Consider the following 26,076-nt stretch of genomic DNA (forward strand, 5'->3'; position numbering starts at 1 on the left):
CAGGCGGGTTCCCGGTTTCGGCGGTGCCGAATTCCGCTTCCTCCGTTTGGAGGACGCAAATCCCTGTGCTGGAGGCCTTTTCTTGGTCCTGTTGGAGCAGCTCCGCTGTGTTCGACACGGCTGAGGAGTTGATCGCCCGTATCGGGGGCCAGATACGCCGTTTCGCAATCGGACGCGAACGGCGGTCCGCTGATCCACCTGGAGGCGTGGATCGGTCAGGAAGGACATTTGTGAGCAACACCGATCTTTTGAGCGACGTCGAAGGTGGCGCCGCCGAGTCGAACGGCGCCGTCGCTCCCAAGCGCACGGTCGGCGGATTGACCGGCAAGACCGTCGCCGAACTGCGCTCGATCGCTGGGGATCTCGGCATCGGCGAGACGACGGGTATGCGCAAGGGCGATCTGATCGCGGCCATCCGCGAGCGCCAGGGCAAGACCAAGCGCAAGACCCCCGCCGCGGCGAGCGAAACGCTTCCGCTCGAGGGGATCGATGCACCGCGCAAGGCTCCCAAGGCCGAAGCGCCCAAGACGGAGGCCCCGAAGCAGGAGGCCCCGAAGGCCGAAGCACCGAAGGCGGAAGCCGCCCCGGCCGAAGCCCCGCGTGCCGAAAAGGTCGCGGAGAACGGCTCCGCGCCCGCCGGCGAGCGGACGGCACAGCAGGAGAACGGCCAGCAGGACGGCCAGTCGCCGCAGGAAGAGGGCGGCCGCAGCCGTCGTCGTCGCGGCTCCAACCGCGCCGCGGGATCGCCCGAGCAGGGCGGCCAGCAGCGTGAGCGTGGCGAGCAGCGTGACCGCGGTGAGCAGCGCGAGGGTGGCCAGCAGCGTGATCGCGGTGAGCAGCGCGATCGGGGCGACCGGGGCGACCGGGGCGACCGGGGTGACCGCAACGAGCGTGGCGACCGTGGTGAGCAGCGCGATCGCGGCGACCGGGGTGACCGCAACGAGCGTGGCGACCGTGGTGAGCAGGGCGGCAACCGTCAGGGCAACCGCGACGGCAACCGCGACAACCGTGGCCAGGACCGCCAGCGCAACCAGCAGGGCGGCGGCCAGGACAACAGCCAGCGTCAGGGCCAGGGCCCGCAGGGTGACGACGACGAGGAAGGCGGCCGTCGCGGCCGTCGCTTCCGCGACCGTCGCCGCCGGGGTTCCGGCGGTGGCCGTGAACAGGGCGGTTCGCCCGACACCGAGATCCGCGAGGACGACGTCCTGCTGCCCGTCGCGGGCATCCTGGACGTGCTCGACAACTACGCGTTCGTGCGTACCTCGGGCTACCTCGCCGGGCCGAACGACGTGTACGTCTCGCTTTCGCTGGTCCGCAAGTACGGCCTGCGGCGCGGTGACGCCATCACCGGTGTCGTGCGCCAGCCGCGTGACGGCGAACAGCAGCGGCAGAAGTTCAACCCGCTGGTGCGCGTCGACTCGATCAACGGCCTGGAGTCGGACGAGGCCAAGCGCCGTCCCGAGTTCACCAAGCTGACCCCGCTGTACCCGAACGAGCGACTGCGCCTCGAAACCGAGCCGCACAAGCTCACCACCCGCGTCATCGACCTGGTGATGCCGGTCGGCAAGGGACAGCGTGCCCTGATCGTCTCGCCGCCGAAGGCCGGTAAGACGACGATCATGCAGGACATCGCGAACGCGATCTCGACGAACAACCCCGAGTGCCACCTGATGGTCGTGCTCGTGGACGAACGTCCGGAAGAGGTCACGGACATGCAGCGGTCGGTGAAGGGTGAGGTCATCGCCTCCACCTTCGACCGCCCGCCGTCCGACCACACCTCGGTCGCGGAGCTCGCCATCGAGCGGGCGAAGCGGCTGGTCGAAATGGGCCACGACGTCGTCGTGCTGCTCGACTCGATCACCCGGCTGGGTCGTGCCTACAACCTGGCGGCCCCCGCGTCCGGCCGGATCCTCTCCGGTGGTGTCGACTCGACGGCGCTGTTCCCGCCGAAGCGGTTCCTCGGCGCGGCGCGCAACATCGAGAACGGCGGTTCGCTGACGATCTTCGCCACGACGATGGTCGAAACCGGATCCACCGGTGACACGGTCATCTTCGAGGAGTTCAAGGGCACCGCGAACGCGGACCTCAAGCTCGACCGGAAGATCGCCGAGCGGCGCGTCTTCCCCGCGGTGGACATCAACCCGTCCGGTACCCGCAAGGAAGATCTGCTGCTTTCGCCGGACGAGCTCGCGGTCACCCACAAGTTGCACCGGGTGCTGCACGCGCTGGACTCGCAGCAGGCCATCGACCTGCTGATCTCGCGACTGCGCAAGACGAAGACCAACATCGAGTTCCTCATGCAGGTCTCGAAGACGGCCCTCGGCTCGAACGACGACGACTGATCCTCCGGTCGCCTTCGGCACTGCAATGAAGGGGCCTTTCATAGCAAAATTTGCTATGAAAGGCCCCTTCATTGCATCCAGGGGGAGGCCGTTGTGGGTTCGGTGCCGGAACGGATCGTCGTCTACGGGGTCACCGGTTCGGGTAAGTCGACGCTGGCGCGAAAGCTGGCCGAGCGGACGGGGCTGCCGTGCCATTCGGTCGACGACGACCTCGCCTGGCAGCCGGGCTGGGTCCCCGTCCCCGACGACGAGCAGCGACGCCGGATCAGCGCGCTGGTCGCAGGAGACCGCTGGATCATCGACGGCATGTTCGCCAAATGGCGCGATATCGCGTTGCCCCGAGCCGAACTGATCGTGGCGCTGGACTATCCGCGCCGGGTTTCGCTGAGCCGTCTGGTGCGCCGCACCGTGGTGCGCTGCGTCACGCGGCGCCGGATCTGCAACGGCAACGTCGAAACGCTGCGGAGCATGCTCTCCGGCGATTCGATCATCTTCTGGCACTTCCGGTCTTTCGCCCGCAAACGGCGCACGATCCGCGCGTGGGCCGCGGACCCCGACGTGCCGGTGCTGCGGCTGACCTCGTCGCGTGCGACGGAGTGCTGGCTGGCGCGGATTCCGGCAGCAGACCGCGCCGGGCCGGGGTGGTCGTGAGTGGCGATTCGGGTTCTAACCCGAATCGCCACTCACGAGACTTGACCGGCTCGGTACCGGAGTTTTCTTGTCCCGCTTGAGGTACATGAAGGACGCCGGAACCAGGTAGGTACCTGAGCCACCCTTGGCTCTGACCCGAATCGCCGCTCACGACCCACCGGAGTGCTCAGCGGTGCGGAACCGCCGCAGGGGTCCAGCCGCGGTAGTTGTTGAAGTAGTGCACGCTCGACGCGTGGCCGATCTTGCCGCCGATGCTGGAGGCGTAGATCCCGCCGGAGCCGTCGGCGATGCCGACGTGACCCCACTGGCTGATGTTCCAGTACACGAAGGAGCCCTTCGGCGGCGTCCCGGTCGTGTGCTTCGGGCTCGCGCCGTTCCAGTGCGCGTTGGCCGAGGCCCAGACGCCCGTGGTCCCGTATGCGTTTTCGACGGCCTTCTCACAGAGGCCCTGGTACGCGGTGGAGCCGATGCGGTTCTTGAACCACTGGACAGCGCCGGCGGGAGTGCCGTCGCCGGCGCCCTGGATCGCCAGGTCGCCGTCGGACACGGTGGTGAACGTTCCCGCGTCCGGGTTGATGTCAGCGGCGGTGATGGTGGCGCCCGCTTCGGGGGCGGCCGGAGCGGCCCCGGCGACCGGAGCCAGGGCGAGGGCCGCGATGGCCAGCGCGGCGACGGACGCCGGCTTCGCCACCTTGGCGAGGATGCTGCGCATGATCAGTACCTCCTGTTGAGGAATTACCAACAGTGAGGAGAATCTCGTGATCAAGTACAAATTTCGTACAACTGGGCGTGATAGTTGATAACTCAACGTGTTGGAATACTCCTGAGGAGGGGTGCGTTGAGTCCACTGCCAGCGCATCTGGCAAAATCATCCGCTGAAGTCCGGCACCGGTTCACCCCGCACGGGGACCCGGGGCCAACGAGAGAGGACACCATGAAGAGCGGTATTCACCCCGAGTACGTTGTCACGCACGTCAACTGTGACTGCGGCAACGAATTCACCACCCGCAGCACCAAGACCTCCGGCAACCTCCACGTCGAGATCTGCTCGAACTGCCACCCGTTCTACACCGGCAAGCAGAAGCTCATGGACACCGGCGGCCGCGTCGCGCGCTTCGAGGCTCGCTACGGCAAGCGCAAGAAGGCCGAAGACGCCAAGTAGCTTGAACGACGGCGCCTACCCGCATGTCCGGGTAGGCGCCGTTTTTCATGGTTCTGTTCAGGTCGTTGAGAGGTGGAGTGGTGGATTCGAGTTCGCTGAGGGGTCTGCTCGAAGAGCACGCCCAGCTGGAAGAGCAGCTGGCCGATCCGTCCGTGCACGCCGACCAGGCGCGTGCCCGCAAACTCGGCCGCCGGTACGCCGAGCTGAGCCCCGTCGTCAAGACGGTCCGCGAGCTCGACTCCGCGCGCGACGACCTCGAGACGGCGAAGGAACTGGTGTCGGAAGACTCGTCCTTCGCGGCCGAGGCCGAGGAGCTCACCGCCAAGATCCCCGTGCTCGAGGCCAAACTCACCGAACTGCTCCTGCCGCGCGACCCGTACGACGGCTCCGACGTGGTCATGGAGATCAAATCGGGTGAAGGCGGCGAGGAGTCGGCGCTGTTCGCCGGCGACCTGCTGCGCATGTACCTGCGCTACGCCGAGCGTCACGGCTGGAAGGCCGAAGTGCTCGACTCGGTCGACTCGGATCTCGGCGGCTTCAAGGACGTCACCGTGTCCATCAAGAGCCGCTCGGCCGTCGTCGACGGTGTCTGGGCGCGGCTGAAGTTCGAAGGCGGGGTGCACCGCGTGCAGCGTGTGCCCGCCACCGAATCGCAGGGCCGCATCCACACTTCCGCGTCCGGCGTGCTCATCTACCCCGAACCCGAGGACGTCGAGGTCGAGATCGACCCGAACGACCTGCGCATCGATGTCTACCGCTCGTCCGGCCCCGGCGGCCAGAGCGTGAACACGACCGACTCGGCCGTGCGCATCACGCACCTCCCGACCGGCGTGGTCGTCTCGTGCCAGAACGAGAAGTCGCAGATCCAGAACCGCGCCCGCGCCCTGCAGGTGCTGCAGGCCCGCCTCCAGGCGATCGCCGAGGAGGAGGCCGCCGCGAAGGCGTCGGACGCGCGCCGCTCGCAGATCCGCACTGTCGACCGCTCCGAGCGGGTCCGCACCTACAACTTCGCCGAGAACCGCATCGCCGACCACCGGGTGAACTACAAGGCGTACAACCTGGACCAGGTCCTCGACGGCGACCTCGACGGCGTGCTCGACGCGCTCATCACCGCGGACCGCGAAGAGCGACTGGCCGAACACGCGGGCTGACCCCGACGGATCAGAGCCACGACCTCGGTGCCGGTCCGTTGTCGAAACGGCCTTCGTTGAGCAGTTTTTGGAGGTATTCGTCCATATAGGACGAGCAGTAGGTTCCGTCCACCAGGCCGACGGCCTTCGCCTCGGCCTCTCCGAGGAGACGGAAAGGTCCTTCCAAAGGACCCGCACCACCATGCTCACCGAACCGATGCCCCGAGGCGGTCACCGCGTTCCAGTAGAGATCGGGTGGATCAGGGAACAACTCGAGCAGGTCCGGATGGTTCCCGACGATCTTCCAAGTCCCGTCCCTGATCAGTCGAGTACCTGTGTGAATCGGGATGTGGCGGGCGCGATGGCGGCGCACGTCGCCCACCGCTGGTCGCGAGAAGACACCTTCCAACAGCCCGATGGCGAGGCCCATCCTGTCGTTGCCGAGCACAACCGCCAAGTGGTATCCCCGCGGCTCCGCGGCGATCGCGATGACGTCGCCGGTCTTCGACCGGAAACTCTTCTTGGCTTTCGGCATCGTCAGCGCATGGATGTTCTCGGCCGTGATATCGGCAAAGGCGCGTTCGCTTGCCTGAAGGACCTCGAGGACACGGTTCGCGAGATCCCCGGTTGACATCGTCGGGGTACCGCCGGCCGTGTGCTGGTCCATGAGAAGCGTCAGGAACGCACCGGCCTCGGCGAAGGTGTTGTCGTTGAGCGAAGCCACCCTGTCGGAAGGTTCGGCTTTGTACCACCGGCCGTTCTTCCTCTTCGCCCTCATCAACAAGAGGACAGGAGCATCAGGAAGGACATCCGCGTCCGGCTGAATCGAGAGGCTCAGTATTTCGAGGAATTCACCGAGTGTCGGTTCTTCGTCGATCTCCTCTGTGAACGCCTCGAAGACGTAGTCCAACGCTTCCAGGGCGCTTCTCAGATCTTGAGGTGTGAGTGGTGGGTTCACGATCGGCTCCGGTGGATCGATGCTCCAGCGAACGGGATACACAGCGTGCTAGCCGGGTTCGGTGTAGAACGGGTCGTCCTCCAGCCCGGTATGGATGGCCCGGACGGACATGCTCACCTGCGAGAGCTTGTCGGCCACCTCGCTCGTGACCCGGCTGAGCGCCTCTTCACCGCTTTCTCCGGCTTGAGCCGGGAAAGCCGACAGCAGCACCGCCTCGCAAGGGCCCGCGTCCGTGCTGATCCGGACCAGCGAGGCCGAGAGGTCGGTCGCGGGACGGCCGCACAGATCCACGGCTATGCGCAGGTCACCGGTAGGGATGTAGAGATGCACCCGCGAAATGACATCGTTTTCCGCGCGCGGGGAGAAATCGTGCCGGGGGACGTACGCGGGTTCACGCGGGTCGGTGCCGCCGACGGCCGCCATCAGTGAATAAAGCGTGTATCCGTCGGCTTGGGTGTCGTAGGCGTCGTAGCTTCCGTATTGGCCGGTCTCCGGCGTGCCGTGAATTTCGAAGAATTCCGCGTTCAGGCCGAAGTGGAAAAGCGCCGGTACCGCGGCCCGGTGCAGCGTCTCGGCGAGGTCCTCACCGTCCGCCGGAGGCGTGCGATAGCCGACGGAGACCGAGTAGCCCTTCCAGCCGCCTTCGGGATCCGCCCGGCAGATCTCCAGCTCGGTGGCCTCGAACTCGCCGATGAGCCGTTCGCCCAGCGCGGCGGCTGCGGCGAAATCCTCGGTCTCGATGTTCGCGGATATCCGCGTGACGACTTCCGTTTCCCGGAGATCCATGACTATTTCGTGAGCCCTTCGGCGACAACAAGGCGTGCCCACCTTACTTCACTCGGAAACTTGCACTGCGCCGACCACCGGACGTGGACAGGCAAGTAATCAGATGGCGACTATTTCGCCTAGGAGCTCATTTCGACGCGAGATACATGCCGGTCAGGTAGAATCCGTGCTTCTTGACGCGGTCGGATTCTTTGTGCTCGAAGAAACTGGCCACTACTTCGGTATCCTGAACCTGAAATGCGGCTTGTTTCTCAAAGGTAAGGTTCTTGTATGTGCGGTAGTGAAGTCCATTCTCGTTGAGGCAAGTCAAGAAATCCTCTTTCGAGATCGTCGAATCCGTCGAGTTTCCGTGCAGTGGTGTTGGGGCCGCGAAAGCGGTTCCTGGCTCCAGTCTGAGCCGTATTGCCGTGACACGCCCATGAGTAATGTCAAGTGACAGGCTTCCCCATGATACGGGTATGGGTGACTACCTACTTGAATAAGACTTACCCGAAGCGGACTGCGCTACGACCGGAACCCCGAGAAAGCGCAAACCTGCGGCTGAAGGTCAGCCGGAGATGGACGCCTTCTCCGGTTCGCGTTCCTCGACGACCGGCGCCTCTTCCTTGCGCCGCGGCAGGAACGAGAGCGCGGCGAAGGCGGCGGCGAGCAGGGTCGGGTAGATCGTCAGCTGCTGGTGCTTGACGTTCTCGATGCCTTCCGCGAGGCCGGAGACCAGGATCTGGCCCATCGCGAAGAGCAGGAACATGAGCACGACGATGCCGACGTCGCGGCGTCCGGTGCGGTTGCGGAAGGCACGGAGCCCCGCCCAGCCGATGAGCAGCCAGATCGGCAGGAGGGCGAACAGTCCCAGCGGGGCGAGCCAGGCGGTGATCCCGGACAGCACCGGGACGCGGTACTCCTTGGCCAGCGGCGGCTGCCCGGCGTGTTCGCCGAAGCTGCCGAGGTTCGGCACCCGCGCGGTCAACGTCTCCTGCGCGGACCGGTGCAGCATCTGGACCACGCGCCCCGGGTGATCGAGGTAGTACTTGGCGACGTTGCGGCGGCTGATCTTGTCGCGGTACTGGGCGTAGTCGGGGTCGCGCCAGGCCGCGTTCGCGCTCCACCAGCCCGTGCCGATGTACTTCGCGAACTCGGGCGGGAGGCCCAGTGCGGCGAGGTCGGCGGTGGTGTCGTGCTTTCCGTCCACGATCCCGTTGAACACGACGTGGTACATGTTGGCTTCGCGGTATTCCGCGTTGGCCGAGTCGCCCGCACCCTGCACCAGCGCGGTCCCCGTGCCGACGACGGCGAGCACGGCCAACGGCAGGGCCCACCTGGCGAGGCCGCGGGTGCCCGACGGGCGGACGAACAGCAGCGCGAGCGCGAACAGCGGGATCAGCAGCAGCGTCTGCGACTTCGCGTTGATGCCGATCATCGCGCCGAGCACGGTGACCGCGGCGCCGGTGTAGCGCCACGGTCCGGTGCGGTGCATGAGCAGCAGCCCGCCGGCGAGCAGGAGCATCCCGACGAAGGCGGCGCCCTCGCTCAGCACCGAGGCGAAGTACCCGAAGAAGGCCGAGTCCGCGGCGACCAGCAGCAGCGCGGCCGTGGCGATGACGCTGTTCCGGACCGAGAGGCGCAGGCCGACGACGATCGCGGCGATCCCGCCCGCGACCAGCAGGCAGCCCAGCACGCCCAGTACCAGGAGGTTCAGGATCGCGGACGAGCCGAGCAGCTGCCCGATCTCGCTGGCGATCTTGTCGATCCAGCTCTGGCTGGAGATGTACTCGCTGTTGCAGGCCGGGGCGGGGCCGTAGGAGAAGCGGACGAAGTATTCCGAAGGCCGGTCGCGCTCGCGGGCGCCGAGCTGGCACAGGATGCGCCAGCCGTCGCCGTTGTCCGCCATGCCGATCGGACGCGGTACCAGGAAACGGACGAGCAGCACCCCGAGCGCCGCGAAGAACACGCCAAGGGTCAGTCGGATTTCCCGGATCTTCACCCGCGTCACCTTAGAAGATTCCGCAGGGTGATCAGCTCGTACCCTCGCTAGAACCCGCGGAGAGGAACTTCTGGATCACGCCGAGCCATTCGTCGCGGGCTTCCACGCCGATCCCGTGCCCGGCCTCGATCTCGACCAGTTCGGCGCCGGGGATCCCGGCCGCGAGTTCGCGGGAGTGGGTGGGCGGGGCCAGGCCGTCGAGTGTCGTGGCGATGACGAGGGTGGGGACCGGGATCCCGGCGAGTTCGGCCCGGGTGTCGACGCCGGCGACCAGGCCGACGTGCTCGGGGCTGCCTTCCGGGATGAAGCCGGCGAGTCCCTCGATGGCGGCTTCGAGCTCCGACGGCGACAGCGCGTTCAGGTGCTTCTCTCCGGTGGCGGCGAAGGTGAGAAACTTCGCCAGCAGCTTCCGGTCGCCGTCCAGCAGTTCGCGCCAGATGTCGACGGCCAGCAGGAGCCGGTTGTCCGGTTTCGTGAATCCGGCGGTCAGGATGAGACCGGTGACCCGATCGGGGTGCCGGGTCGCGGCACGGACGGCGACTCCGGTGCCGAGGGAGTAGCCGAGGATCGCGAAGCGGTCGAGTCCGGCGTCGACGGCGATGGAGACCAGTTCGTCCGCGACGGCGTCGAGGTCCAGCGGTTCGGTGCTGCGCGGTGTGGCCCCCGAGCCGGGGTAGTCGGGACCGACGACGGTGTGGGTGCGGGCGAGGTCGTCGATGATGCCGCCGAAGTTGCCCTCGACGCTGCCGCCACCGCCGTGGGCGAGCAGCAGACCGGGGCCGGAACCGCGGACGACGTGCGCGAAATGATTCGTCATGCCGGCGACGTTAGATACTGACATCGATGTGAGGGTCAACCACGGATGACGGGGGTCACATGCTGATCGGCGAGCTTTCCCGGCGGACCGGCGTGAGCCACCGGCTCCTGCGCTATTACGAGGAGCAGGGGCTGCTGGCCTCGCGACGCGACTTCAACGGCTACCGCACGTTCGACGACGACGCGGTCACCACGGTGCGGCAGATCCGCGCGCTCCTCGCCGCCGGGCTGACCACGCAGGTCATCGCGAAGATGCTGCCGTGCGCGAACGGTGAAGTGCCGGAACTGGACATGTGCCCGACGGTGGTGGCGGAGATCCGGCGCGAACTGGCCGAAATGGACGACCGCATCGACACGCTCCGGCAGCGGCGCGGGACACTGGCCGGATATCTCACCGCCGACGTGTAGGAGAACTGTGGAAGCCCTGGCCAGATTCGGGTTCGAACTGGGTGTGCTCAAGCGGATCCGGCGGGCCGGGTGGTGGCAGGCCGGGGTCCGCGATCCCGAATCGGTGGCCGAGCACACCACCCGGGTCGCGCAGCTGGCCGGACTCCTGGCGGCCGAGGGCGGCGCCGATCCGGCCCGGGCGGCGTATCTCGCGCTCTGGCACGACACGCAGGAGACGCGGACCGGCGATCTTCCGCACACGATCAAAGGTTTCGTCGAGAAGCCGGATCCGCGGGCGATCACCGCCGCGCAGACGTCTGCGCTCCCCGGCGTCGCGCGTGACTCAGTACGCGACGCCGTCGACGAGTACGAAGCCGCAGAAAGCCCCGAAGCGCTGTACGCACGCGACGCGGACAAGCTCGAAATGCTGCTTCAGGCCGTCGAGTACCGCGATGTCGGGGTTCGGAACGTCGACGAGTGGATCGCTTCGGCGACGAAGAGCCTTCAGACCGACCTCGCGCGTCGTGTGGCCGAAGCGGCGCTGACGTTGTCGTCGCTCTCGTGGCGGGTGCGCTGAAAGCAATCGATACCCTGAGCCCGCGTGTATCGACCCCGGCACGCGTGCCTCGTGTGTCAGGCTTGACTCTGTGAAGGAACACCAGTGAACCGGCAGCCGTTGCGCCTCGCCATCATGGAAGCGACCCGCATCCTCACCGAGGCCGGTGTGGCGTCACCGCGCTCGGACGCGGAGCTGATCGCCTCCCATGTCCTCGGCGTCGACCGCGGGCGTCTGCCGATGGTGCCGCTGGTGGACCCGCCGGTCATCGACGCGATCGGTCAGCTCGTGAACCAGCGGGCCAAACGGATCCCGCTGCAGTACCTCACCGGCTGGGCCGCGCTCGGCCACATCACGGTCAACGTCGGCGCCGGGGTGTTCGTCCCGCGCCCGGAGACCGAACTGCTCCTGGAATGGGGCCTCAAACTGCTGCACGGGCGCGAGTACCCGGTGGTGGTCGATCTGTGCACCGGCTCCGGCGCGCTGGCGCTGGCCGTGCAGCACGCGCGGCCGGACGCCGTCGTCTACGCCGTCGACATCGACGCGCAGGCGCTCGCGTGGGCCCGGCACAACGCCGACGTCCACGCCGACGCGGGGGACACGCCCATCCGGCTGTATTCCGGCGACGTCGCGGACAGCACGATGTTCGCCGAACTCGACGGTCTCGTCGACCTGGTCCTGTGCAACCCCCCGTATGTGCCGGAAGGCACGCCGGTGCCGGCCGAGGTCGCCGAGCACGACCCGCCGCGGGCGGTGTTCGCGGAGGAAAGCGGGCTCGCGGTGATCCGGCACGCGATCGCCGCCGCCGCCCGGCTGCTGCGGCCCACCGGCGGGATGGCGATCGAGCACGACGACACGCACGGCTCCGCAGTCCCGGCGCTGGTGCGGGCGCGGCGGGTGCTGACCGACGTGCAAGGGCACCTCGACCTCGCCGGACGACCTCGTTTCGTCACCGCCCTGCGCGTCTCCTGAGGTTTCGCGGCTGGGTAAGGCCGGATAGTTAGCGAGACTCACGACTTCCGGCGGTGCCCAGGGCAAAGCCCACCTCCTAACGTCGGTCTCGGCCGCCTCATCGGCGGTCCGACTGGGAGGTGTACCCCGATGCGATCGTCTCTCCGACGAGCCCCACTCAGAACACTCGCCGTCCTCGCCACCGTCGCGCTACTGCCGGGTCTGGTAGCCCAGCCCGCGTCCGCCGCGGTGCCCGTGAAGGGCTGGCCCGCCCCGATCGACGGGTCGACCTGGGAGAACCAGGACCACATGACGTGGGACGACTACCGCAAGCCGCCCGGCACCAACTGGGCCGATCCTTCGCTGAAGCCGACAAAGCGGACGTTCAAGGGCGCCGTGGTGCTCGCGGACTACCCGGACCAGGAGTTCGCCGTCACGCAGCCGGCGCATTCGACGGTGTTCGGCAACCCCGGCCCCGCCGCCAGCGACATCCCCCGCGCAGGCGTCGCGAAGTTCTACCAGGACTTTCTGAACAAACCGCAGGCGCTGAACCAGGGCCACACCATCAACGAGTACTGGATGGAGGACTCGGGCGGCAGGATGGGCGTCGAACTGACCGCGTTCGGGCCGTACCGGCTGCCCGGCAAGTCCTTCGAATACGGCATGGAGTTCCAGCCCGACGCGTGTCCGCCCGGCGCGAACTGCAAGCGTGACCTGCGCGCCGACGCGGGCGCCGCCTGGCGGGCGGACGTGGGTGACGTCTCCAAACAGTTCGACTTCATCTTCTATCTTTCCGCCGGCCAGGACGAGAGCGCGACCTGGCAGGAATTCGGCGTGATGAAGTTCGGCGAGCCGGGGAACGTGCCCGCCGAATTCGGCCCCGGTGTCGAGGGAATGCCGAACGCGGCGTCCACCCGCTATGTCCCGTGGACGTCGTGGAAATCGGCCGCCAGTATCTGGCCGAACGCGGTCACCGGTTCCTCGACCCAGGCCGAAAGCTCGGGTCAGGCGGTTTACGCGCACGAATTGAGCCACATTCTCGGCATCGGCGACAACTACAACAACCCGTTCGGCACCCCACCGTCCCGGACCTACACCGGTCCGTGGGAGATGATGTCGCGCGGCAGCTTCAACGGTCCCGGTGGACCGCACACGCGCTGGCAGATCCCGGCGACGCAGGGCGGCTCGATGGGTTCGCATCACATGATGCGCACCAAGATGAAGCTGGACATCATCGATCCCGAAGACGTACTGAAGATCGACCGGAACCAGCTCGCCTCGAACGGCCCGGTCTCGGCCAGGATCACGGCGCGTTCGGTCCTTCCGGGGAAGGGCGCCTACAGCGGTATCAACATCGCGCTCAACGGCGGGGACCTCTCGCCGAAATGCGATCGTTCGAAGGATCCGTTCTGCGACGGTGGCGGCTACGACAATTACACCGTCGAGGTCGTCGACCGGATGGGCAGCGATTCCTTCGCCCCCGATTCCGGCGTGATCATCGCGAAGACGAAGAACAAGGACAACGCGCCGTTCGAATGGATCGTCGACGCGAATCCGGCCGACATCGGCATGACCGACTACAAGAAGCCCGACGGCACCGCCGTCCCCATCCCCATCGGCGACTACCGCCAGCTCAACGACGCGGCGTTCAAGGCGGGCACCGGTTCCGCGAGTAAGTACGAGTACACCGACGAGGCGAACAAGCTGAAGTTCCTCGTCTCGGACGTCGAGCGCGACAGCAAGGGCGTGCTGTCCTACGTCGTCACGGTGGCCTCGCTCGACGGGGCGGGTTCGCAGGCCAGGGGTGTTTCGCTGTGGCCGTCGGCCCCCGCGTTCGCCAAGCAGGGGCTCGCGAGCTGCTCGTTCCCGGTGCTCAACACCGGCAACGCGAAGGGCGCGGCGGCGCCGTACAACACCGATACCTACCGCCTGAGCGCCTCCACCAGCGCGAAGGGCTGGGAGGTGCGGCTGCCGAACGAGCTGTCCACCGTCCCGTTCGGCGGGCGGTCTTCGGCGACGGCGCACGCCAAACGGGCCGCGGGCGGTGACCACGTCGCGCACGTCAAGCTGACCGCGACGTCGATCGCGGACCCGGCGAAGACGGCGACGTCGTTCTGCACCGCTTTCGCCTTCTGACGGGAGCGGCGGACGCCATGAACGGTCCGTTCCTTGCAAAATTTGCAAGGAACGGACCGTTCATGGCACGGGCTGGGCCGGTCACGAGTGGCGATCCGGGTGATTTCGCGTGACTGGACGGACGACACGCGTGTCCAGACGGACGACACACGGCGGACCGGCCGCGTGCGGGTGTCGTCCCTCCAGACACGCGTGTCGTCCGTCTGATCACACGTGCCGTCCATCCAGTCACGCCTGCCGGTTCGGTTCACGACCACCCGGCCGAGACGGGGCACCTTGGCGAGCCACGAAGCGGCACAGCGCTAGGCTCAGGCGCCATGAGCGCGGTGTACGACTGCAGCAAGCGTGAATCGCGGGCCGACGGGCTCGCCGCGGCGGCGAGCGCGGTGCGCTCCAGCCGCCTCGTCGTCCTCCCGACCGACACGGTCTACGGCATCGGCGCGGACGCCTTCGACGACGGCGCCGTCCAGTCCCTCCTGCGGGCGAAGAACCGCGGCCCGGACATGCCGGTCGGCGTCCTGGTCGGCTCCTGGTCCACTGTGGACGGACTCGTGCTCGGCACGCCGCCGCAGGCCCGCGCGCTCATCGAGGCCTTCTGGCCAGGCGACCTCTCCATCGTCCTGCCGCACGCGCCGAGCCTGCAGTGGGATCTCGGCCAGTCACGCGGGACGGTGATGCTGCGGATGCCGCTGCACCCGGTCGCGCTGGAACTGCTGCGTGACGTCGGTCCGATGGCGGTCTCCAGCGCCAACGTGTCCGGTCGGCCGCCCGCCTCCACCGCGCAGGAGGCCGTCGATCAGCTCGGCGACAGCGTCGCGGTGTACCTCGACGGCGGGTCCACCGGGGAGCCCGTTCCGTCCACGATGGTCGATCTCACCGGCGACGACCCGGTCATCCTGCGGGAGGGCGCGGTCAGCCGCGCCGCCGTCGCGGAAGTACTGGGAGTGCCCGCGGAGTCACTCGCCTAGACCGTTGGCCGCCGTATCCCCCCAGCGCGGTAGCGTGTTCGTGTGACTTGGACCTCGGCGGCGTAACGCACCATGCCTCCTACGCAAGGTCTCCCGATCCGGGAGTACATCCTCGTCGCCCTCACCGCGGCGGCCGTGACCTTCCTGCTCACCGGCGTCGTGCGACGGGTCGCGATCCGGATCGGCGCGATCGCCAACCCGCGGGCCCGCGACGTCCACGTCACCCCGATCCCGCGGATGGGCGGCATCGGCATCTTCCTCGGCGTCGCCGCCGCGATGGGGCTCGCGCACCAGTTGCCCGCGCTGAGCCGCGGCTTCGACTTCTCCTTCGACTCGCTGGGCGTCCTGCTCGCGGCCGGGGTGATCTCCCTGATCGGCGCGCTCGACGACCGCTTCGAACTGGACGCCTGGACGAAACTGGCCGGCCAGGTCATGTGCGCCGGGATCCTGGTGATCTTCGGGGTGCAGTGGGTGTCGTTCTGGGTGCCGTGGGGCGGTGGCGGCGAGTCCTTCGGCCAGGTGCTGGTGCTGGACAAGAACCAGGGCGCGTTGCTGACCGTCGTGCTGGTGGTCGTCATGGTCAACGCGATGAACTTCGTCGACGGCCTCGACGGGCTCGCCGGCGGTCTCGGCTTCATCGCCGCCGCGGCGACGTGCTCCTTCTCGCTCGGCCTGCTCGATTCCTCGGGCGGTGACGTCGGCGCGTACCCGCCCGCCCTCATCGCTGCCACGCTCGCCGGGGCCTGTCTCGGCTTCCTGCCGTACAACTTCCAACCCGCGAAGATCTTCATGGGCGACTCGGGTTCGATGATGATCGGCCTCATGCTGGCGGGCGCGACGACGTCCGCGTCGGGCCGCGTGCCGTATCCGCAGTTCAGCGGTAAGGACGCGCTCGCGCTGCTCTCGCCGCTCGTCGTGGTCGCCGCGGTCCTTTTCGTACCGTTGCTGGACCTGATCATGGCGGTCATCCGCCGCACCCGGCGCGGCGAGAGCCCGTTCGCCGCGGACAAGATGCACCTGCACCACCGCCTGCTGGAGATCGGCCATTCCCAGCGCCGCGCGGTACTGCTCATCTACTTGTGGGCGGGCCTGCTCGCGTTCGGCGCGGTTTCGGTGACGTTGTTCGACAGCGTCGCGGTTTTCTGGATCGTCGGCTTCGGTTTCCTGCTGGCGACCCTGGTGTCGATCGTGCCGAGGCTGCGGTCGAGGAACCGGACCGCCTGAACGGCACAACTCAGACTGCCTGAACGCCGGTATCGGCGCGGGCCTACACTGGCGGGCTGAGACGACCAGGGAGTTTTCTGTGAGCGAGACCGAGAAGACCGTCGAGGCGGAGGAGAACCCTCACGCCAAGGTCGTTCTGCAGGCGGCCAACGCGATGACGCGGGCCTCCCTGATCGCGACACCGCCGGTCGTGCTGGCCTGCATCGTGCTCTTCACCATCCTCAATGGACTCCCGGGACTCGTCGGGGCGGCCATCGGCGGCGTGCTCGCCATTCTGTCCGCCCTCGCGACGATGGGCCTGATGCGCTTCAGCGCGGGCATGGACCCGATGTTCGTGATGGTGATCGCTCTCGGTGGTTACGTGCTCAAGATCTTCCTCCTGTTCGGGGCGCTCACCCTGCTGCGCGGGTGGTCGGATCTGCACCCGATGTCCTTGGGCATCACGATGATCGCGGCCATCCTGGTGTCCGCCGCCGTGGAGTTCGCGGCCTTCCGCAAGACCAAGATCCCGACGATCATCCCCGCTTCCCGCTGACCCCGGGACCGAGGTCCTGACCTGGGGCGGGACCTAGGTCCTCGGCCGATCGGGGGCAATGTAGTACGCCTGTACGGCCTGTCGGAACCTGCTGATATGGTCCGCGTATGGGCGGCGGCCTCGGCTGCCGGCTCCTGATGACGAACCCCGAACAGCAGTGTGGCGGCGGCGTTGAATCGTCCCCTCTTACCCGCTGGTAGGCGTCCGTCTCCCGGGAGCACTGCAACGAGAATCCTCGTGTGCGGAACGTGAAACCGTGTTCAGCACATCGTGGGGTGGCCGCCTCCGACGGCCCGATACGTGTCGGGTACGTTAAGTCCAGATCGTGACGATTCCCCCGGCGGAGTGAACGCCGGCCGGGAGAACCGGAAGGAGCCCAGTGGGCGCGCTGGTACTAGCCGAAGGTGCGGAGTTCACGCCGCCTGGCGTCAAAGACTTCAACCTACCGCCGTTGTTCGGCTCCGGCCCTTGGTTGAGCTTCACCAAGCCGATGTTGCTGGTGGTCATCTCCCTGATCATCATCGTCACCTACTTCATGGTGACGTCGCGCCGGCTGAAGGTCGTCCCTGGTAAGGGACAATTCATGGCCGAATCGATCTACAACTTCGGCCGCAACAACATCGCGCGGGAACAGATCGGCTCTGCCGACTTCAAGCCCTTCATCCCGCTCGTGCTCGGCCTCTTCAGCTTCGTGCTGGTGAACAACCTGTTCGGGATCATCCCGTTCTTCCAGTTCCCGACCATGGCGCGAATCGGCTTCCCGGTCGCTCTCTCGTTCCTCGTCGTTTACCCGGTGTACCACTACGTCGGGTTCAAACGCCACGGCTTCAAGGGTTACCTGAAGAAGGAACTGGCGCCGGCGGGTATTCCCGGATTCGTTCTGCCGCTGTACTCCACCATCGAGTTCGCGCAGAAGTTCTTCATCGCACCGGCCACCCTGGCCATCCGAGTTTTCGCGGCGATGTTCGCCGGGCACCTCATCATCATGGTCTTCACGCTCGGCGGGAGTTTCCTGCTGACCGAGGGCGAAGGCATCGTGAAGGTCGCGTCGCCGGTGGCATTCCTTTTCGCCATCGCGATGACGTTCCTGGAGGCCTTCATCCAGATCCTGCAGGCGTACATCTTCGCGCTGCTGTCCGCAGGGTACATCGGCGCCGCGCTGGCGTCGGAGCACTGAGAAACACCAAAAGCCCCCGATCCGCGTGAGTCGCGCGGACCGAGTTTGAAGGGAAACGCACGTGAGCAACATCGTTCTTGCGCAGGCTGCCGAGGCCGCTTCCAACATCAACCCGGGTCTCGCCGCCATCGGCTACGGCCTCGGCGCGATCGGCCCCGGTATCGGTGTGGGTCTGATCTTCGCCGCGGTCATCAACGGCACCGCCCGTCAGCCGGAGGCGCAGGGCAAGCTGCAGGGCATCGCCTTCTCCACCTTCGTGCTGACCGAGGTGCTGGCGCTGATCGGTATCGTCATCTACTTCCTCGCCTCCGGCGCCTGAGTTCTTCCGACTCATCTCGCTTTAAGGAGACGTTGTGCTGAAGACCGAATTGGTGTTGGCCGCCGGAGACGCGCCCAACCCGATCGTGCCGCACATTCCCGAGCTCATCCTCGGTTTCGTCGCCTTCCTTCTGCTGTTGTTCGTTCTGAAGAAGTACGTCGTCCCGCGTTTCGAGACGGCTTACGAAGAGCGGACCAAGCTGATCGAGGGTGGCATCGAGCGAGCCGAGAAGGCGCAGGCCGAAGCCGAAGAGAACCTTGCGCAGTACAAGGCGCAGCTGGCGGAAGCCCGTTCCGAGGCCGCGAAGATCCGCGACGACGCCCGGCTCGAAGCCGAGCAGATCAAGGCGGAACTGCGGGCCGAGGCGGAGTCCGAGTCCCAGCGCATCGTCGCCCAGGGTCAGGCTCAGCTGCAGGCCCAGAAGGCGCAGATCATCGCCGAACTGCGCGCCGAACTCGGCCGTAACTCCGTGGAGCTGGCAAGCCGCATCGTCGGCGAGTCGCTCGCGGACGACGCGCGCCGCCACGGCACCGTGGACCGGTTCCTGGCCGAATTGGAGACCGCCGGTACCAACGGTGCCGGTCTCGGAGCGGGAAAGTAGACCAGAATGACGCTGCATGCTGCGAGCCGTGAAGCGCTCGACCTCGCCGAGAATCGTCTCGGCGAGGTGTTGGCCGCCGCGGGTACCGACCCGGCGACGGTCGGCGACGAGCTGCTTTCGGTCGTCACCCTGCTGGACCGGGAGATCGGCCTGCGCCGGGCCGTCGCCGACGGTTCGGCCACGCCCGAAGCCCGGATCGGCCTCGCTCGCGGGATTCTCGCGGGCAAGGTTTCCGAGCCGGCCCTGCAGGTGCTCGACTCCGTGGCGGGCAGCCGCTGGTCGAGCCCGCGCGAACTGACCGACGGGCTCGAGGCCCTCGGCCGCTCGGCGCTGCTCACCAGTGCGGAGAAGTCCGGGAACATCGACGCTGTCGAAGACCAGCTGTTCCGGGTCACTCGTATCGTTGCGGGTGCGCCGGAGCTCGAACAGGCCCTTGCCGACCTGACCGCTCCCGCCGAGGCGAAGCGGACCCTCGTCCGCACTCTGTTCGCCGACAAGGTGGACGTGGTCACCAAGACCCTCGTCGAGCAGGTCGTCCTGCGCGCCAAGGGCCGCGGGGTCGCCAACGCCCTCGAGCGGCTGGTCCAGCTGGCCGCGGAACGCCGTCAGCGCTCGGTCGCCCAGGTGACCAGCGCGAGCGCGCTGTCCGACGAGCAGCACGCTCGGCTGAGCGAGAAGCTCAACGCCCTGTACGGGCGGCAGCTCGCGCTGCACGTCGAGGTCGACCCGTCACTGGGCGGCGGACTCGTGGTCCGCGTCGGCGACGAGGTCATCGACGGCAGCACCGCGGGGCGCGTCGACGCCCTGCGTCGCCGGCTGGCTAGCTGACCCACAACAACGACTTTGCACACTGGCACGAACGAAGCGAGAGCGGGATTGAAATGGCGGAGCTGACGATCTCCTCGGATGAGATCCGTAGCGCGATCGAGAACTACGTCTCGAGTTACGCCCCGGACGTGAGCCGGGAAGAAGTCGGCGTCGTCGTCGACGCCGGTGACGGTATCGCCCACGTAGAGGGCCTCCCCTCGGCCATGGCCAACGAGCTGCTCGAGTTCCCCGGCGGGGTCCTCGGGGTGGCGCTGAACCTGGACGCGCGCTCCATCGGTGCCGCGATCCTCGGTGACTTCGAGACGGTCGTCGAAGGCCAGGAAGTCAAGCGGACCGGACAGGTCCTTTCGGTTCCGGTCGGCGAGGGCTACCTCGGCCGCGTCGTGAACCCGCTGGGCGCCCCGATCGACGGCCTCGGCGAGATCGAGACCACCGACCGTCGCCCGCTGGAGGTCAAGGCCGCTTCGGTGGTCGAGCGCCAGCCGGTGGCGGAGCCGCTGCAGACCGGTATCACCGCGATCGACGCGATGACCCCGATCGGCCGTGGCCAGCGTCAGCTGATCATCGGTGACCGCAAGACCGGTAAGACGGCCGTCGCGGTGGACACGATCATCAACCAGAAGGCCAACTGGGACTCCGGCGACCCGAAGAAGCAGGTTCGCTGCATCTACGTCGCGGTCGGCCAGAAGGGCTCCACGATCGCCGCGGTCAAGAAGTCCCTCGAGGACGCCGGCGCGATGGAGTACACCACCATCGTCGCGGCCCCCGCGTCGGACTCCGCCGGCTTCAAGTGGATCGCGCCGTACACCGGTTCGGCCATCGGCCAGCACTGGATGTACGAGGGCAAGCACGTCCTCATCGTGTTCGACGACCTGACCAAGCAGGCTGACGCGTACCGCGCGATCTCGCTGCTGCTGCGTCGCCCGCCGGGCCGTGAAGCCTTCCCCGGCGACGTCTTCTACTTGCACTCCCGTCTCCTCGAGCGTTGCGCGAAGCTCTCGGACGAGCTGGGCGCGGGCTCGCTGACCGGTCTCCCGATCATCGAGACCAAGGCGAACGACGTGTCGGCGTACATCCCGACCAACGTCATCTCGATCACCGACGGTCAGTGCTTCTTCCAGTCGGACCTGTTCAACGCCGGTCAGCGCCCGGCCATCGACGTGGGTATCTCGGTTTCCCGCGTGGGTGGCGCCGCGCAGGTCAAGGCGATGAAGTCGGTTTCGGGTTCGCTCCGTATCGACCTGTCGCAGTACCGCGAGCTGGAGGCCTTCGCGGCCTTCGCTTCGGACCTCGACGACGCGTCGAAGGCGCAGCTCGAGCGTGGCGCCCGCCTGTACGAAGTGCTCAAGCAGCCGCAGTACTCCCCGATCCCGGTCGAGGAGCAGGTCGTCACGGTGTACCTGGGCACGAACGGGCACTACGACTCGGTCCCGACCGAGGACGTGCGCCGCTTCAACCACGAGTTCATCGACTCCGCCCGTCGTAAGCACGGCGAGCTCCTCAAGGACATCCGCGAGTCGGGCAAGTTCTCCGACGAGACCGCTTCCGGGCTGGTCGACGCGGTGAACGAGTTCAAGAAGGAGTTCACCACCGCCGAGGGCAAGAGCCTCGTCGAGGTTTCCGACGCGATGGCCGCCGAGAAGGTCGGGCAGGAGACCGTCAAGGTCAACAAGCCCGCACCGAAGAAGTGAGCTGATAGCTCATGGCCGCACAACTCCGAGAACTCCGGTCGCGTATCAAGGCGACCAAGTCCATCGGCAAGATCACCAAGGCGATGGAGCTCATCGCCACCGCGCGCATCACCAAGGCGCGGGCGAAGGTCGCGGCGTCCCGGCCCTACTCGGACGAGATCACGAACGTGCTCTCGGCCCTGGCCGGCGCCTCGGCCAACCTCGACCACCCGCTGCTGGTCGAGCGTTCCGACCCGAAGCGTGCGGCGGTCCTCGTGATCACCAGCGACAAGGGTCAGTGCGGTGGATACAACTCCAACGTGCTGAAGGCGACCGAGGAGCTCCTCACGCTGCTGCGTGAGCAGGGCAAGGAGCCGGTGCTGTACGTGACCGGCAACAAGGGCCTGAGCTACTACCGCTTCCGTGGCCGCGAGGTGACCGAAAGCTGGACGGGCTTCTCCGACCAGCCCGGTTACGTCAACGCCGCGGAGGCCGGTGAGCTCATCGTCGAGTCGTTCCTGAACGGCGCCGACGACGAGGCGGGCAACGCCGACGGCATCCTGGGTGTCGACGAGATCCACGTCGTCTACACCGAGTTCGTCTCGATGCTGACCCAGCGTCCGACCGCCAAGCGCGTCGCGCCGCTCGAGGTCGAGTACACCGAGGGCGAAGAGAAGCCGGAAAGCCTGCTCCCGAGCTACGAGTTCGAGCCCAGTGCCGAAAAGCTGCTCTCCGCGTTGCTGCCGAAGTACATCAACACGCGGATCTTCGCGGCGATGCTCGAGTCGGCGGCGTCCGAACTCGCGGCCCGCCGGACCGCGATGAAGGCCGCGTCGGACAACGCGAACGATCTGGTGAGCACGCTGACGCGGGAGATGAACCAGGCCCGTCAGGCGCAGATCACCCAGGAGATCTCTGAAATCGTCGGTGGCGCGAACGCGCTCACCGCAGCAGGAAGTGATGACTGATGACCAGTACTGAAGCCCGTGCCAAGGGGCGCATCGTCTCGGTGACCGGCCCGGTCGTCGACGTCGAATTCCCGCGCGGTTCCGTTCCCGACCAGTTCAACGCGCTCAAGGTCGAAATCGAGTTCGAGCAGCTCCGCAAGACGGTGACGCTCGAGGTCGCCAGCCACCTCGGTGACAACCTCGTCCGTACCATTTCGCTCCAGCCGCAGGACGGCCTCGTCCGTGGCGCCGAGGTCACCGACACCGGCGGCCCCATCACGGTGCCGGTCGGCGACAAGGTCAAGGGCCACGTCTACAACGCGCTCGGAGAGTGCCTCGACGAGCCCGGCTATGGCGACGACCTCGAGCGCTGGGGCATCCACCGCAACCCGCCTTCCTTCGACCAGCTCGAAGGCAAGACGAAGATGCTGGAGACCGGCCTCAAGGTCGTCGACCTGCTGACCCCGTACGTCGAGGGTGGCAAGATCGGCCTGTTCGGCGGTGCCGGCGTCGGCAAGACGGTGCTCATCAAGGAGATGATCACCCGTGTCGCCCGTAACTTCGGTGGCACCTCGGTGTTCGCCGGTGTCGGCGAGCGCACCCGTGAGGGCAACGACCTCTTCCTGGAGATGTCCGAGGACGGCGTCATCAACGACACCGCCCTCGTCTTCGGCCAGATGGACGAGCCGCCCGGCACGCGTATGCGCGTCGCGCTGTCCGCGCTGACCATGGCGGAGTACTTCCGCGATGTGCAGAACCAGGACGTGCTGCTCTTCATCGACAACATCTTCCGGTTCACCCAGGCCGGTTCCGAGGTGTCGACCCTGCTGGGCCGCATGCCTTCGGCCGTGGGTTACCAGCCGACGCTGGCCGACGAGATGGGTCAGCTCCAGGAGCGGATCACCTCGACCCGTGGTCGTTCGATCACCTCGATGCAGGCGATCTACGTCCCCGCGGACGACTACACCGACCCGGCCCCGGCCGCGACGTTCGCCCACCTGGACGCCACCACGGAGCTCTCGCGTGGCGTGTTCCAGAAGGGCATCTTCCCGGCGGTGGACCCGCTGGCGTCGACGTCGACCATTCTCGACCCGGCCATCGTCGGTGAGGACCACTACCGCGTGGCCTCCGAGGTCATCCGGATCCTGCAGAAGTACAAGGAACTGCAGGACATCATCGCGATCCTCGGTATGGACGAGCTCTCGGAAGAGGACAAGCTCACCGTTCAGCGCGCGCGCCGCATCGAGCGGTTCCTCTCGCAGAACATGCTGGTCGCCGAGGCGTTCACGCAGATCCCGGGCTCGACCGTGCCGCTGTCGGAGACCATCGAGTCCTTCGACCGCATCACCAAGGGCGACTTCGACCACTACCCGGAGCAGGCGTTCCTGGGTATCGGTGGCCTCGAAGACCTCGAGAAGAAGTACAAGGAAATCACCAAGAAGTGATGTTCCGATGAGCGGCGGGATCAGTGTCTACTGTGGACGCTGGTCCCGCCGTTCGCATAGTTGGAAGTTTGACTATTACACTCGGTGCCAGCACCTGAAGTGAAGGGAAGCTACGTGGCTGAGATTTCTGTCGAGCTGGTAGCCGTCGAGCGCCGTCTCTGGTCCGGTACCGCCACGTTCGTGGTGGCGCAGACCACCGAGGGCGAGATCGGCATCATGGCCGGTCACGAGCCTGTCCTCGGTCAGCTCGTCGAGGGTGGCGTCGTCAAGGTGACCACCACGGACGGCGAGACCGTGACCGCCGCGGTGCACGGCGGATTCCTGTCGGTCACCGCGACCGGCGTGAGCGTCCTCGCCGAAAGCGCGGAACTTTCGCACGAGATCGACGTCGATGCGGCCAAGAAGGCGTTGAGCGGCGACGACGAGCAAGAGCGGGCTAGGGCGACCGCCCAGCTCCGCGCGGCCGGTCAGTCAGTCTGACCGGGCGAAGGACAGGGGCCGGGCCGTGGAAATCGCCGTGGGTGTTCTCGGGGCCCTGACCATCCTGGCCGTTCTCGCGGCCTGGTATTCGTTGCGGTGGGTCCGGATGCGCCGCGGTGGCGGCGTGAGTGTCGCGCTGCGGTGGCGTCCGGACGAGGCGCGGTCCAGCTGGCATCTGGGGCTGGGCCGCTACGAGGGCGACGAGTTCGTCTGGTTCCGCGTGTGGAGCCTGCGGACCGGCCCGGACCGCGTGTTCCAACGAGCGAGCATGGAGGTCGCGGACCGTCGCGACCCCTCCGGCACGGAGGCGTACGCCGTCCCCGACGGCTCGATCGTCCTGCGGTGTGAGTCCGCCACGCAGGAGGCGATCGAGATCGCGATGGGCCCCGGCGCCCTCACCGGTTTTCTCTCCTGGCTCGAATCGGCCCCGCCGGGCCGCCGCCTCCCGCGCGCTTCCTGAGTTACGCCCCCAATCACGTGAGTCACGCCTCTGATCACGTGAGTTCGCCGTTCGAGCACGCCGTATGCTCACGCCGTGACCATCGTCGACATCCCCGGTTCGAAGTCGATCACCGCCCGAGGCCTGTTCCTCGCGGCCGCCGCCCACGGGACGACCGTGCTGAGCAGGCCGCTGCGTTCGGATGACTCAGAGGGCTTCGCCGAAGGCCTTCTCAAGCTCGGCTACCAGGTCTCCCGCACTGACGGGGAGTGGACGATCGAAGGCAGGCCCGAGGGCCCCGCCGTCGACAGCGCCGACGTCTTCTGCCGCGACGGCGCCACCACCGCGCGCTTCCTGCCGGCACTGGCCGCCGCCGGGCACGGCACCTTCCGCTTCGACGCCTCCGAACAGATGCGCGCCCGGCCGCTCGGGCCGCTGACCGACGCGTTGCAGGAACTGGGCGTCGACCTCACCTTCGAAGGCTCCCCGGGACACCATCCGCTGGTCGTGCGGGCCGCCGGGATCAAGGGCGGGGAACTGACGCTGGACGCGGGGCTGTCCTCCCAGTTCCTGACCGCGTTGCTGCTGGTCGGGCCGCTGACCTCCGAGGGGTTGCGGATCACCGTGACCGACCTCGTTTCGGTGCCGTACGTCGAGATCACCATCGCCATGATGCGGCGCTTCGGCGTCGAGGTCGTGCGGGACGGCGACACGTTCGTCGTGCCGCCCACGCCGTACCGGGCTTGCCGCTACGAGATCGAGCCGGACGCCTCGACGTCCAGCTACTTCTTCGCGGCCGCCGCGCTGACCGGCAACTCGGTGACCGTGCCGGGCCTGGGCGAAGGCGCTCTGCAGGGCGATCTGGCCTTCGTCGACGTCCTGCGGCAGATGGGCGCGGACGTCGAGGTGGGGCCGGACGCGGTGACCGTGACCGGGACCGGCGGGCTGCGCGGTGTCACGGTGAACATGCGCGACATCTCCGACACCGTGCCGACGCTCGCGGCCATCGCGCCGTTCGCGGACGGGCCGGTGCGGATCGAGGACGTCTACAACACGCGGATCAAGGAATGCGACCGGCTGGCGGCGTGCGAGGAGAACCTGCGCGCGATGGGCGTCTCGGTCGAGACCGGACGGGACTGGATCGAGATCCAGCCGGGTGTGCCGACGGGGACTCTGATGAAGTGCCGGCGGGATCACCGGATCGCGATGGCGTTCAGCGTCACGGGACTGCGGACGCCCGGGATCACGCTGGACGACCCGGGTTGCGTGAAGAAGACCTTCCCCGGTTTCCATGACGCCCTCGCCGCGCTTCGGGGTTCCTGGGGCATTTAGGCCGCTGAAGGCGGCCGCGGAAACATGGGATCATCACGAAGCGGCATTTCTACCGGGTTTCCGACGTGATCCACGTCTATTCTCGGCCTATGACTCAGAGCGAGGACGCGAACCGCTGGAGCCACCTTCCCGAGTCCGTGTCCCTGGAGGACACGATCACGATGAAGGCGATCGACCCGGGCAAGGACGGAACGCCCGAAGTCGACCTCGAGCGTTATTGGGCAGCACGAGAACAGGGCTGAGCTCCTACTCATC

General features: G+C 67.1%; 27 protein-coding genes. 22 read left to right on the top strand and 5 right to left on the bottom strand.

Annotation, left to right across the window (positions count from 1 at the left end):
• The first annotated feature begins 230 nt into the window (after positions 1-230).
• Both rho and DL990_RS20295 read left to right on the top strand, forming a co-directional pair.
• Entirely contained in the window at positions 231-2,342 is a 2,112-nt protein-coding gene (gene rho, locus DL990_RS20290) for a transcription termination factor Rho (protein WP_125799579.1), read from the top strand.
• A 93-nt stretch (positions 2,343-2,435) separates the two neighbouring features.
• A complete protein-coding gene (locus DL990_RS20295) occupies positions 2,436-2,993 on the top strand; it encodes an AAA family ATPase (protein ID WP_125799580.1) in 558 nt (185 codons plus the stop codon).
• Positions 2,994-3,159: 166 nt separating this feature from the next.
• On the opposite strand, the gene DL990_RS20300 is transcribed toward DL990_RS20295, so the two are convergent.
• Positions 3,160-3,705 carry a CHAP domain-containing protein gene (locus DL990_RS20300; RefSeq protein WP_125799581.1) on the bottom strand — a complete coding sequence of 182 codons (546 nt, stop codon included), beginning with the start codon at positions 3,703-3,705 and terminating at the stop codon, positions 3,160-3,162.
• A 222-nt stretch (positions 3,706-3,927) separates the two neighbouring features.
• Here DL990_RS20300 and rpmE point away from each other — a divergent pair, with 222 nt between their 5' ends.
• A complete protein-coding gene (gene rpmE / locus DL990_RS20305; protein WP_007028345.1) occupies positions 3,928-4,155 on the top strand; it encodes a 50S ribosomal protein L31 in 228 nt (75 codons plus the stop codon).
• 80 nt (positions 4,156-4,235) lie between these two features.
• Positions 4,236-5,306 carry a peptide chain release factor 1 gene (gene prfA / locus DL990_RS20310; protein ID WP_125799582.1) on the top strand — a complete coding sequence of 357 codons (1,071 nt, stop codon included), beginning with the start codon at positions 4,236-4,238 and terminating at the stop codon, positions 5,304-5,306.
• A gap of 10 nt (positions 5,307-5,316) precedes the next feature.
• Here the strand turns inward: prfA and DL990_RS41290 are convergent, their stop codons facing one another.
• From DL990_RS41290 to DL990_RS20330, 4 genes are all read right to left on the bottom strand, one after another.
• A complete protein-coding gene (locus DL990_RS41290; RefSeq protein ID WP_158632641.1) occupies positions 5,317-6,243 on the bottom strand; it encodes a hypothetical protein in 927 nt (308 codons plus the stop codon).
• A 48-nt stretch (positions 6,244-6,291) separates the two neighbouring features.
• Positions 6,292-7,029 (bottom strand): hypothetical protein, encoded by a 738-nt coding sequence (locus DL990_RS20320; protein WP_125785146.1) that lies wholly within the window; start codon positions 7,027-7,029, stop codon positions 6,292-6,294.
• Between the two features lie 547 nt (positions 7,030-7,576).
• Positions 7,577-9,010, bottom strand: coding sequence for a hypothetical protein (locus tag DL990_RS20325; protein WP_125799583.1), 1,434 nt, complete (start codon positions 9,008-9,010; stop codon positions 7,577-7,579).
• 31 nt (positions 9,011-9,041) lie between these two features.
• Entirely contained in the window at positions 9,042-9,827 is a 786-nt protein-coding gene (locus DL990_RS20330; RefSeq protein WP_125799584.1) for an alpha/beta fold hydrolase, read from the bottom strand.
• A 59-nt stretch (positions 9,828-9,886) separates the two neighbouring features.
• On the opposite strand from DL990_RS20330, the gene DL990_RS20335 reads away from it, so the two are divergent.
• The 18 genes from DL990_RS20335 (at position 9,887) to DL990_RS20420 (ending at position 26,063) form a co-directional block, all read left to right on the top strand.
• The gene (locus DL990_RS20335; RefSeq protein WP_125785143.1) at positions 9,887-10,234 is read left to right on the top strand and encodes a MerR family transcriptional regulator; all 348 of its coding nucleotides are present in this window, start codon (positions 9,887-9,889) and stop codon (positions 10,232-10,234) included.
• A gap of 7 nt (positions 10,235-10,241) precedes the next feature.
• On the top strand, positions 10,242-10,790 hold the full coding sequence (locus DL990_RS20340; RefSeq protein WP_125785142.1) for an HD family hydrolase: 549 nt from the start codon (positions 10,242-10,244) through the stop codon (positions 10,788-10,790).
• An 84-nt stretch (positions 10,791-10,874) separates the two neighbouring features.
• A complete protein-coding gene (gene prmC, locus DL990_RS20345) occupies positions 10,875-11,741 on the top strand; it encodes a peptide chain release factor N(5)-glutamine methyltransferase (RefSeq protein ID WP_125785141.1) in 867 nt (288 codons plus the stop codon).
• A 129-nt stretch (positions 11,742-11,870) separates the two neighbouring features.
• Entirely contained in the window at positions 11,871-13,856 is a 1,986-nt protein-coding gene (locus DL990_RS20350; RefSeq protein WP_125799585.1) for a M6 family metalloprotease domain-containing protein, read from the top strand.
• Between the two features lie 317 nt (positions 13,857-14,173).
• Positions 14,174-14,824: an L-threonylcarbamoyladenylate synthase gene (locus DL990_RS20355; protein ID WP_125799586.1), complete on the top strand. Its 651-nt coding sequence runs from the start codon at positions 14,174-14,176 to the stop codon at positions 14,822-14,824.
• A gap of 72 nt (positions 14,825-14,896) precedes the next feature.
• Positions 14,897-16,048: a glycosyltransferase family 4 protein gene (locus DL990_RS20360; protein WP_038508920.1), complete on the top strand. Its 1,152-nt coding sequence runs from the start codon at positions 14,897-14,899 to the stop codon at positions 16,046-16,048.
• 79 nt (positions 16,049-16,127) lie between these two features.
• Positions 16,128-16,583 (top strand): hypothetical protein, encoded by a 456-nt coding sequence (locus DL990_RS20365; RefSeq protein WP_125785138.1) that lies wholly within the window; start codon positions 16,128-16,130, stop codon positions 16,581-16,583.
• A 379-nt stretch (positions 16,584-16,962) separates the two neighbouring features.
• Positions 16,963-17,760, top strand: a complete 798-nt coding sequence (gene atpB, locus DL990_RS20370) for a F0F1 ATP synthase subunit A (protein WP_125785137.1) — start codon at positions 16,963-16,965, stop codon at positions 17,758-17,760.
• A gap of 61 nt (positions 17,761-17,821) precedes the next feature.
• Complete coding sequence (locus DL990_RS20375; RefSeq protein ID WP_125785136.1) at positions 17,822-18,079, top strand: ATP F0F1 synthase subunit C; 258 nt, start codon at positions 17,822-17,824, stop codon at positions 18,077-18,079.
• A gap of 34 nt (positions 18,080-18,113) precedes the next feature.
• The gene (locus DL990_RS20380; RefSeq protein ID WP_125785135.1) at positions 18,114-18,680 is read left to right on the top strand and encodes a F0F1 ATP synthase subunit B; all 567 of its coding nucleotides are present in this window, start codon (positions 18,114-18,116) and stop codon (positions 18,678-18,680) included.
• Positions 18,681-18,686: 6 nt separating this feature from the next.
• Positions 18,687-19,508: a F0F1 ATP synthase subunit delta gene (locus DL990_RS20385; RefSeq protein WP_125785134.1), complete on the top strand. Its 822-nt coding sequence runs from the start codon at positions 18,687-18,689 to the stop codon at positions 19,506-19,508.
• A 53-nt stretch (positions 19,509-19,561) separates the two neighbouring features.
• Positions 19,562-21,199: a F0F1 ATP synthase subunit alpha gene (gene atpA / locus DL990_RS20390; RefSeq protein ID WP_125785133.1), complete on the top strand. Its 1,638-nt coding sequence runs from the start codon at positions 19,562-19,564 to the stop codon at positions 21,197-21,199.
• An 11-nt stretch (positions 21,200-21,210) separates the two neighbouring features.
• Positions 21,211-22,146: a F0F1 ATP synthase subunit gamma gene (locus tag DL990_RS20395; protein WP_125785132.1), complete on the top strand. Its 936-nt coding sequence runs from the start codon at positions 21,211-21,213 to the stop codon at positions 22,144-22,146.
• Complete coding sequence (gene atpD, locus DL990_RS20400; protein ID WP_125785131.1) at positions 22,146-23,570, top strand: F0F1 ATP synthase subunit beta; 1,425 nt, start codon at positions 22,146-22,148, stop codon at positions 23,568-23,570. The genes DL990_RS20395 and atpD overlap by 1 nt, the downstream gene beginning before the upstream one ends.
• 114 nt (positions 23,571-23,684) lie before the next feature.
• Positions 23,685-24,050: a F0F1 ATP synthase subunit epsilon gene (locus DL990_RS20405; RefSeq protein WP_125785130.1), complete on the top strand. Its 366-nt coding sequence runs from the start codon at positions 23,685-23,687 to the stop codon at positions 24,048-24,050.
• Between the two features lie 25 nt (positions 24,051-24,075).
• Complete coding sequence (locus tag DL990_RS20410; RefSeq protein WP_125785129.1) at positions 24,076-24,510, top strand: DUF2550 domain-containing protein; 435 nt, start codon at positions 24,076-24,078, stop codon at positions 24,508-24,510.
• A gap of 75 nt (positions 24,511-24,585) precedes the next feature.
• Positions 24,586-25,821, top strand: coding sequence for a 3-phosphoshikimate 1-carboxyvinyltransferase (aroA, locus tag DL990_RS20415; protein WP_125799587.1), 1,236 nt, complete (start codon positions 24,586-24,588; stop codon positions 25,819-25,821).
• A gap of 89 nt (positions 25,822-25,910) precedes the next feature.
• A complete protein-coding gene (locus DL990_RS20420) occupies positions 25,911-26,063 on the top strand; it encodes a hypothetical protein (protein ID WP_233611475.1) in 153 nt (50 codons plus the stop codon).
• The last annotated feature ends 13 nt before the right edge of the window (positions 26,064-26,076 follow it).

It is taken from the genome of Amycolatopsis sp. WAC 01416, from assembly GCF_003947485.1.
Classification (GTDB): Bacteria; Actinomycetota; Actinomycetes; order Mycobacteriales; family Pseudonocardiaceae; genus Amycolatopsis.

Coding starts and splice junctions, on each gene's coding strand:
- DL990_RS20385 (WP_125785134.1), top strand. CDS start 18,687: ATGACGCTGCATGCTGCGAGCCGTGAAGCGCTCGACCTCGCCGAGAAT.
- atpA (WP_125785133.1), top strand. CDS start 19,562: ATGGCGGAGCTGACGATCTCCTCGGATGAGATCCGTAGCGCGATCGAG.
- DL990_RS20420 (WP_233611475.1), top strand. CDS start 25,911: ATGACTCAGAGCGAGGACGCGAACCGCTGGAGCCACCTTCCCGAGTCC.
- DL990_RS20355 (WP_125799586.1), top strand. CDS start 14,174: ATGAGCGCGGTGTACGACTGCAGCAAGCGTGAATCGCGGGCCGACGGG.
- atpD (WP_125785131.1), top strand. CDS start 22,146: ATGACCAGTACTGAAGCCCGTGCCAAGGGGCGCATCGTCTCGGTGACC.
- DL990_RS20360 (WP_038508920.1), top strand. CDS start 14,897: ATGCCTCCTACGCAAGGTCTCCCGATCCGGGAGTACATCCTCGTCGCC.
- DL990_RS20320 (WP_125785146.1), bottom strand. CDS start 7,029: ATGGATCTCCGGGAAACGGAAGTCGTCACGCGGATATCCGCGAACATC.
- DL990_RS20395 (WP_125785132.1), top strand. CDS start 21,211: ATGGCCGCACAACTCCGAGAACTCCGGTCGCGTATCAAGGCGACCAAG.
- DL990_RS20335 (WP_125785143.1), top strand. CDS start 9,887: ATGCTGATCGGCGAGCTTTCCCGGCGGACCGGCGTGAGCCACCGGCTC.
- DL990_RS20350 (WP_125799585.1), top strand. CDS start 11,871: ATGCGATCGTCTCTCCGACGAGCCCCACTCAGAACACTCGCCGTCCTC.
- DL990_RS20300 (WP_125799581.1), bottom strand. CDS start 3,705: ATGCGCAGCATCCTCGCCAAGGTGGCGAAGCCGGCGTCCGTCGCCGCG.
- DL990_RS20330 (WP_125799584.1), bottom strand. CDS start 9,827: ATGACGAATCATTTCGCGCACGTCGTCCGCGGTTCCGGCCCCGGTCTG.
- rpmE (WP_007028345.1), top strand. CDS start 3,928: ATGAAGAGCGGTATTCACCCCGAGTACGTTGTCACGCACGTCAACTGT.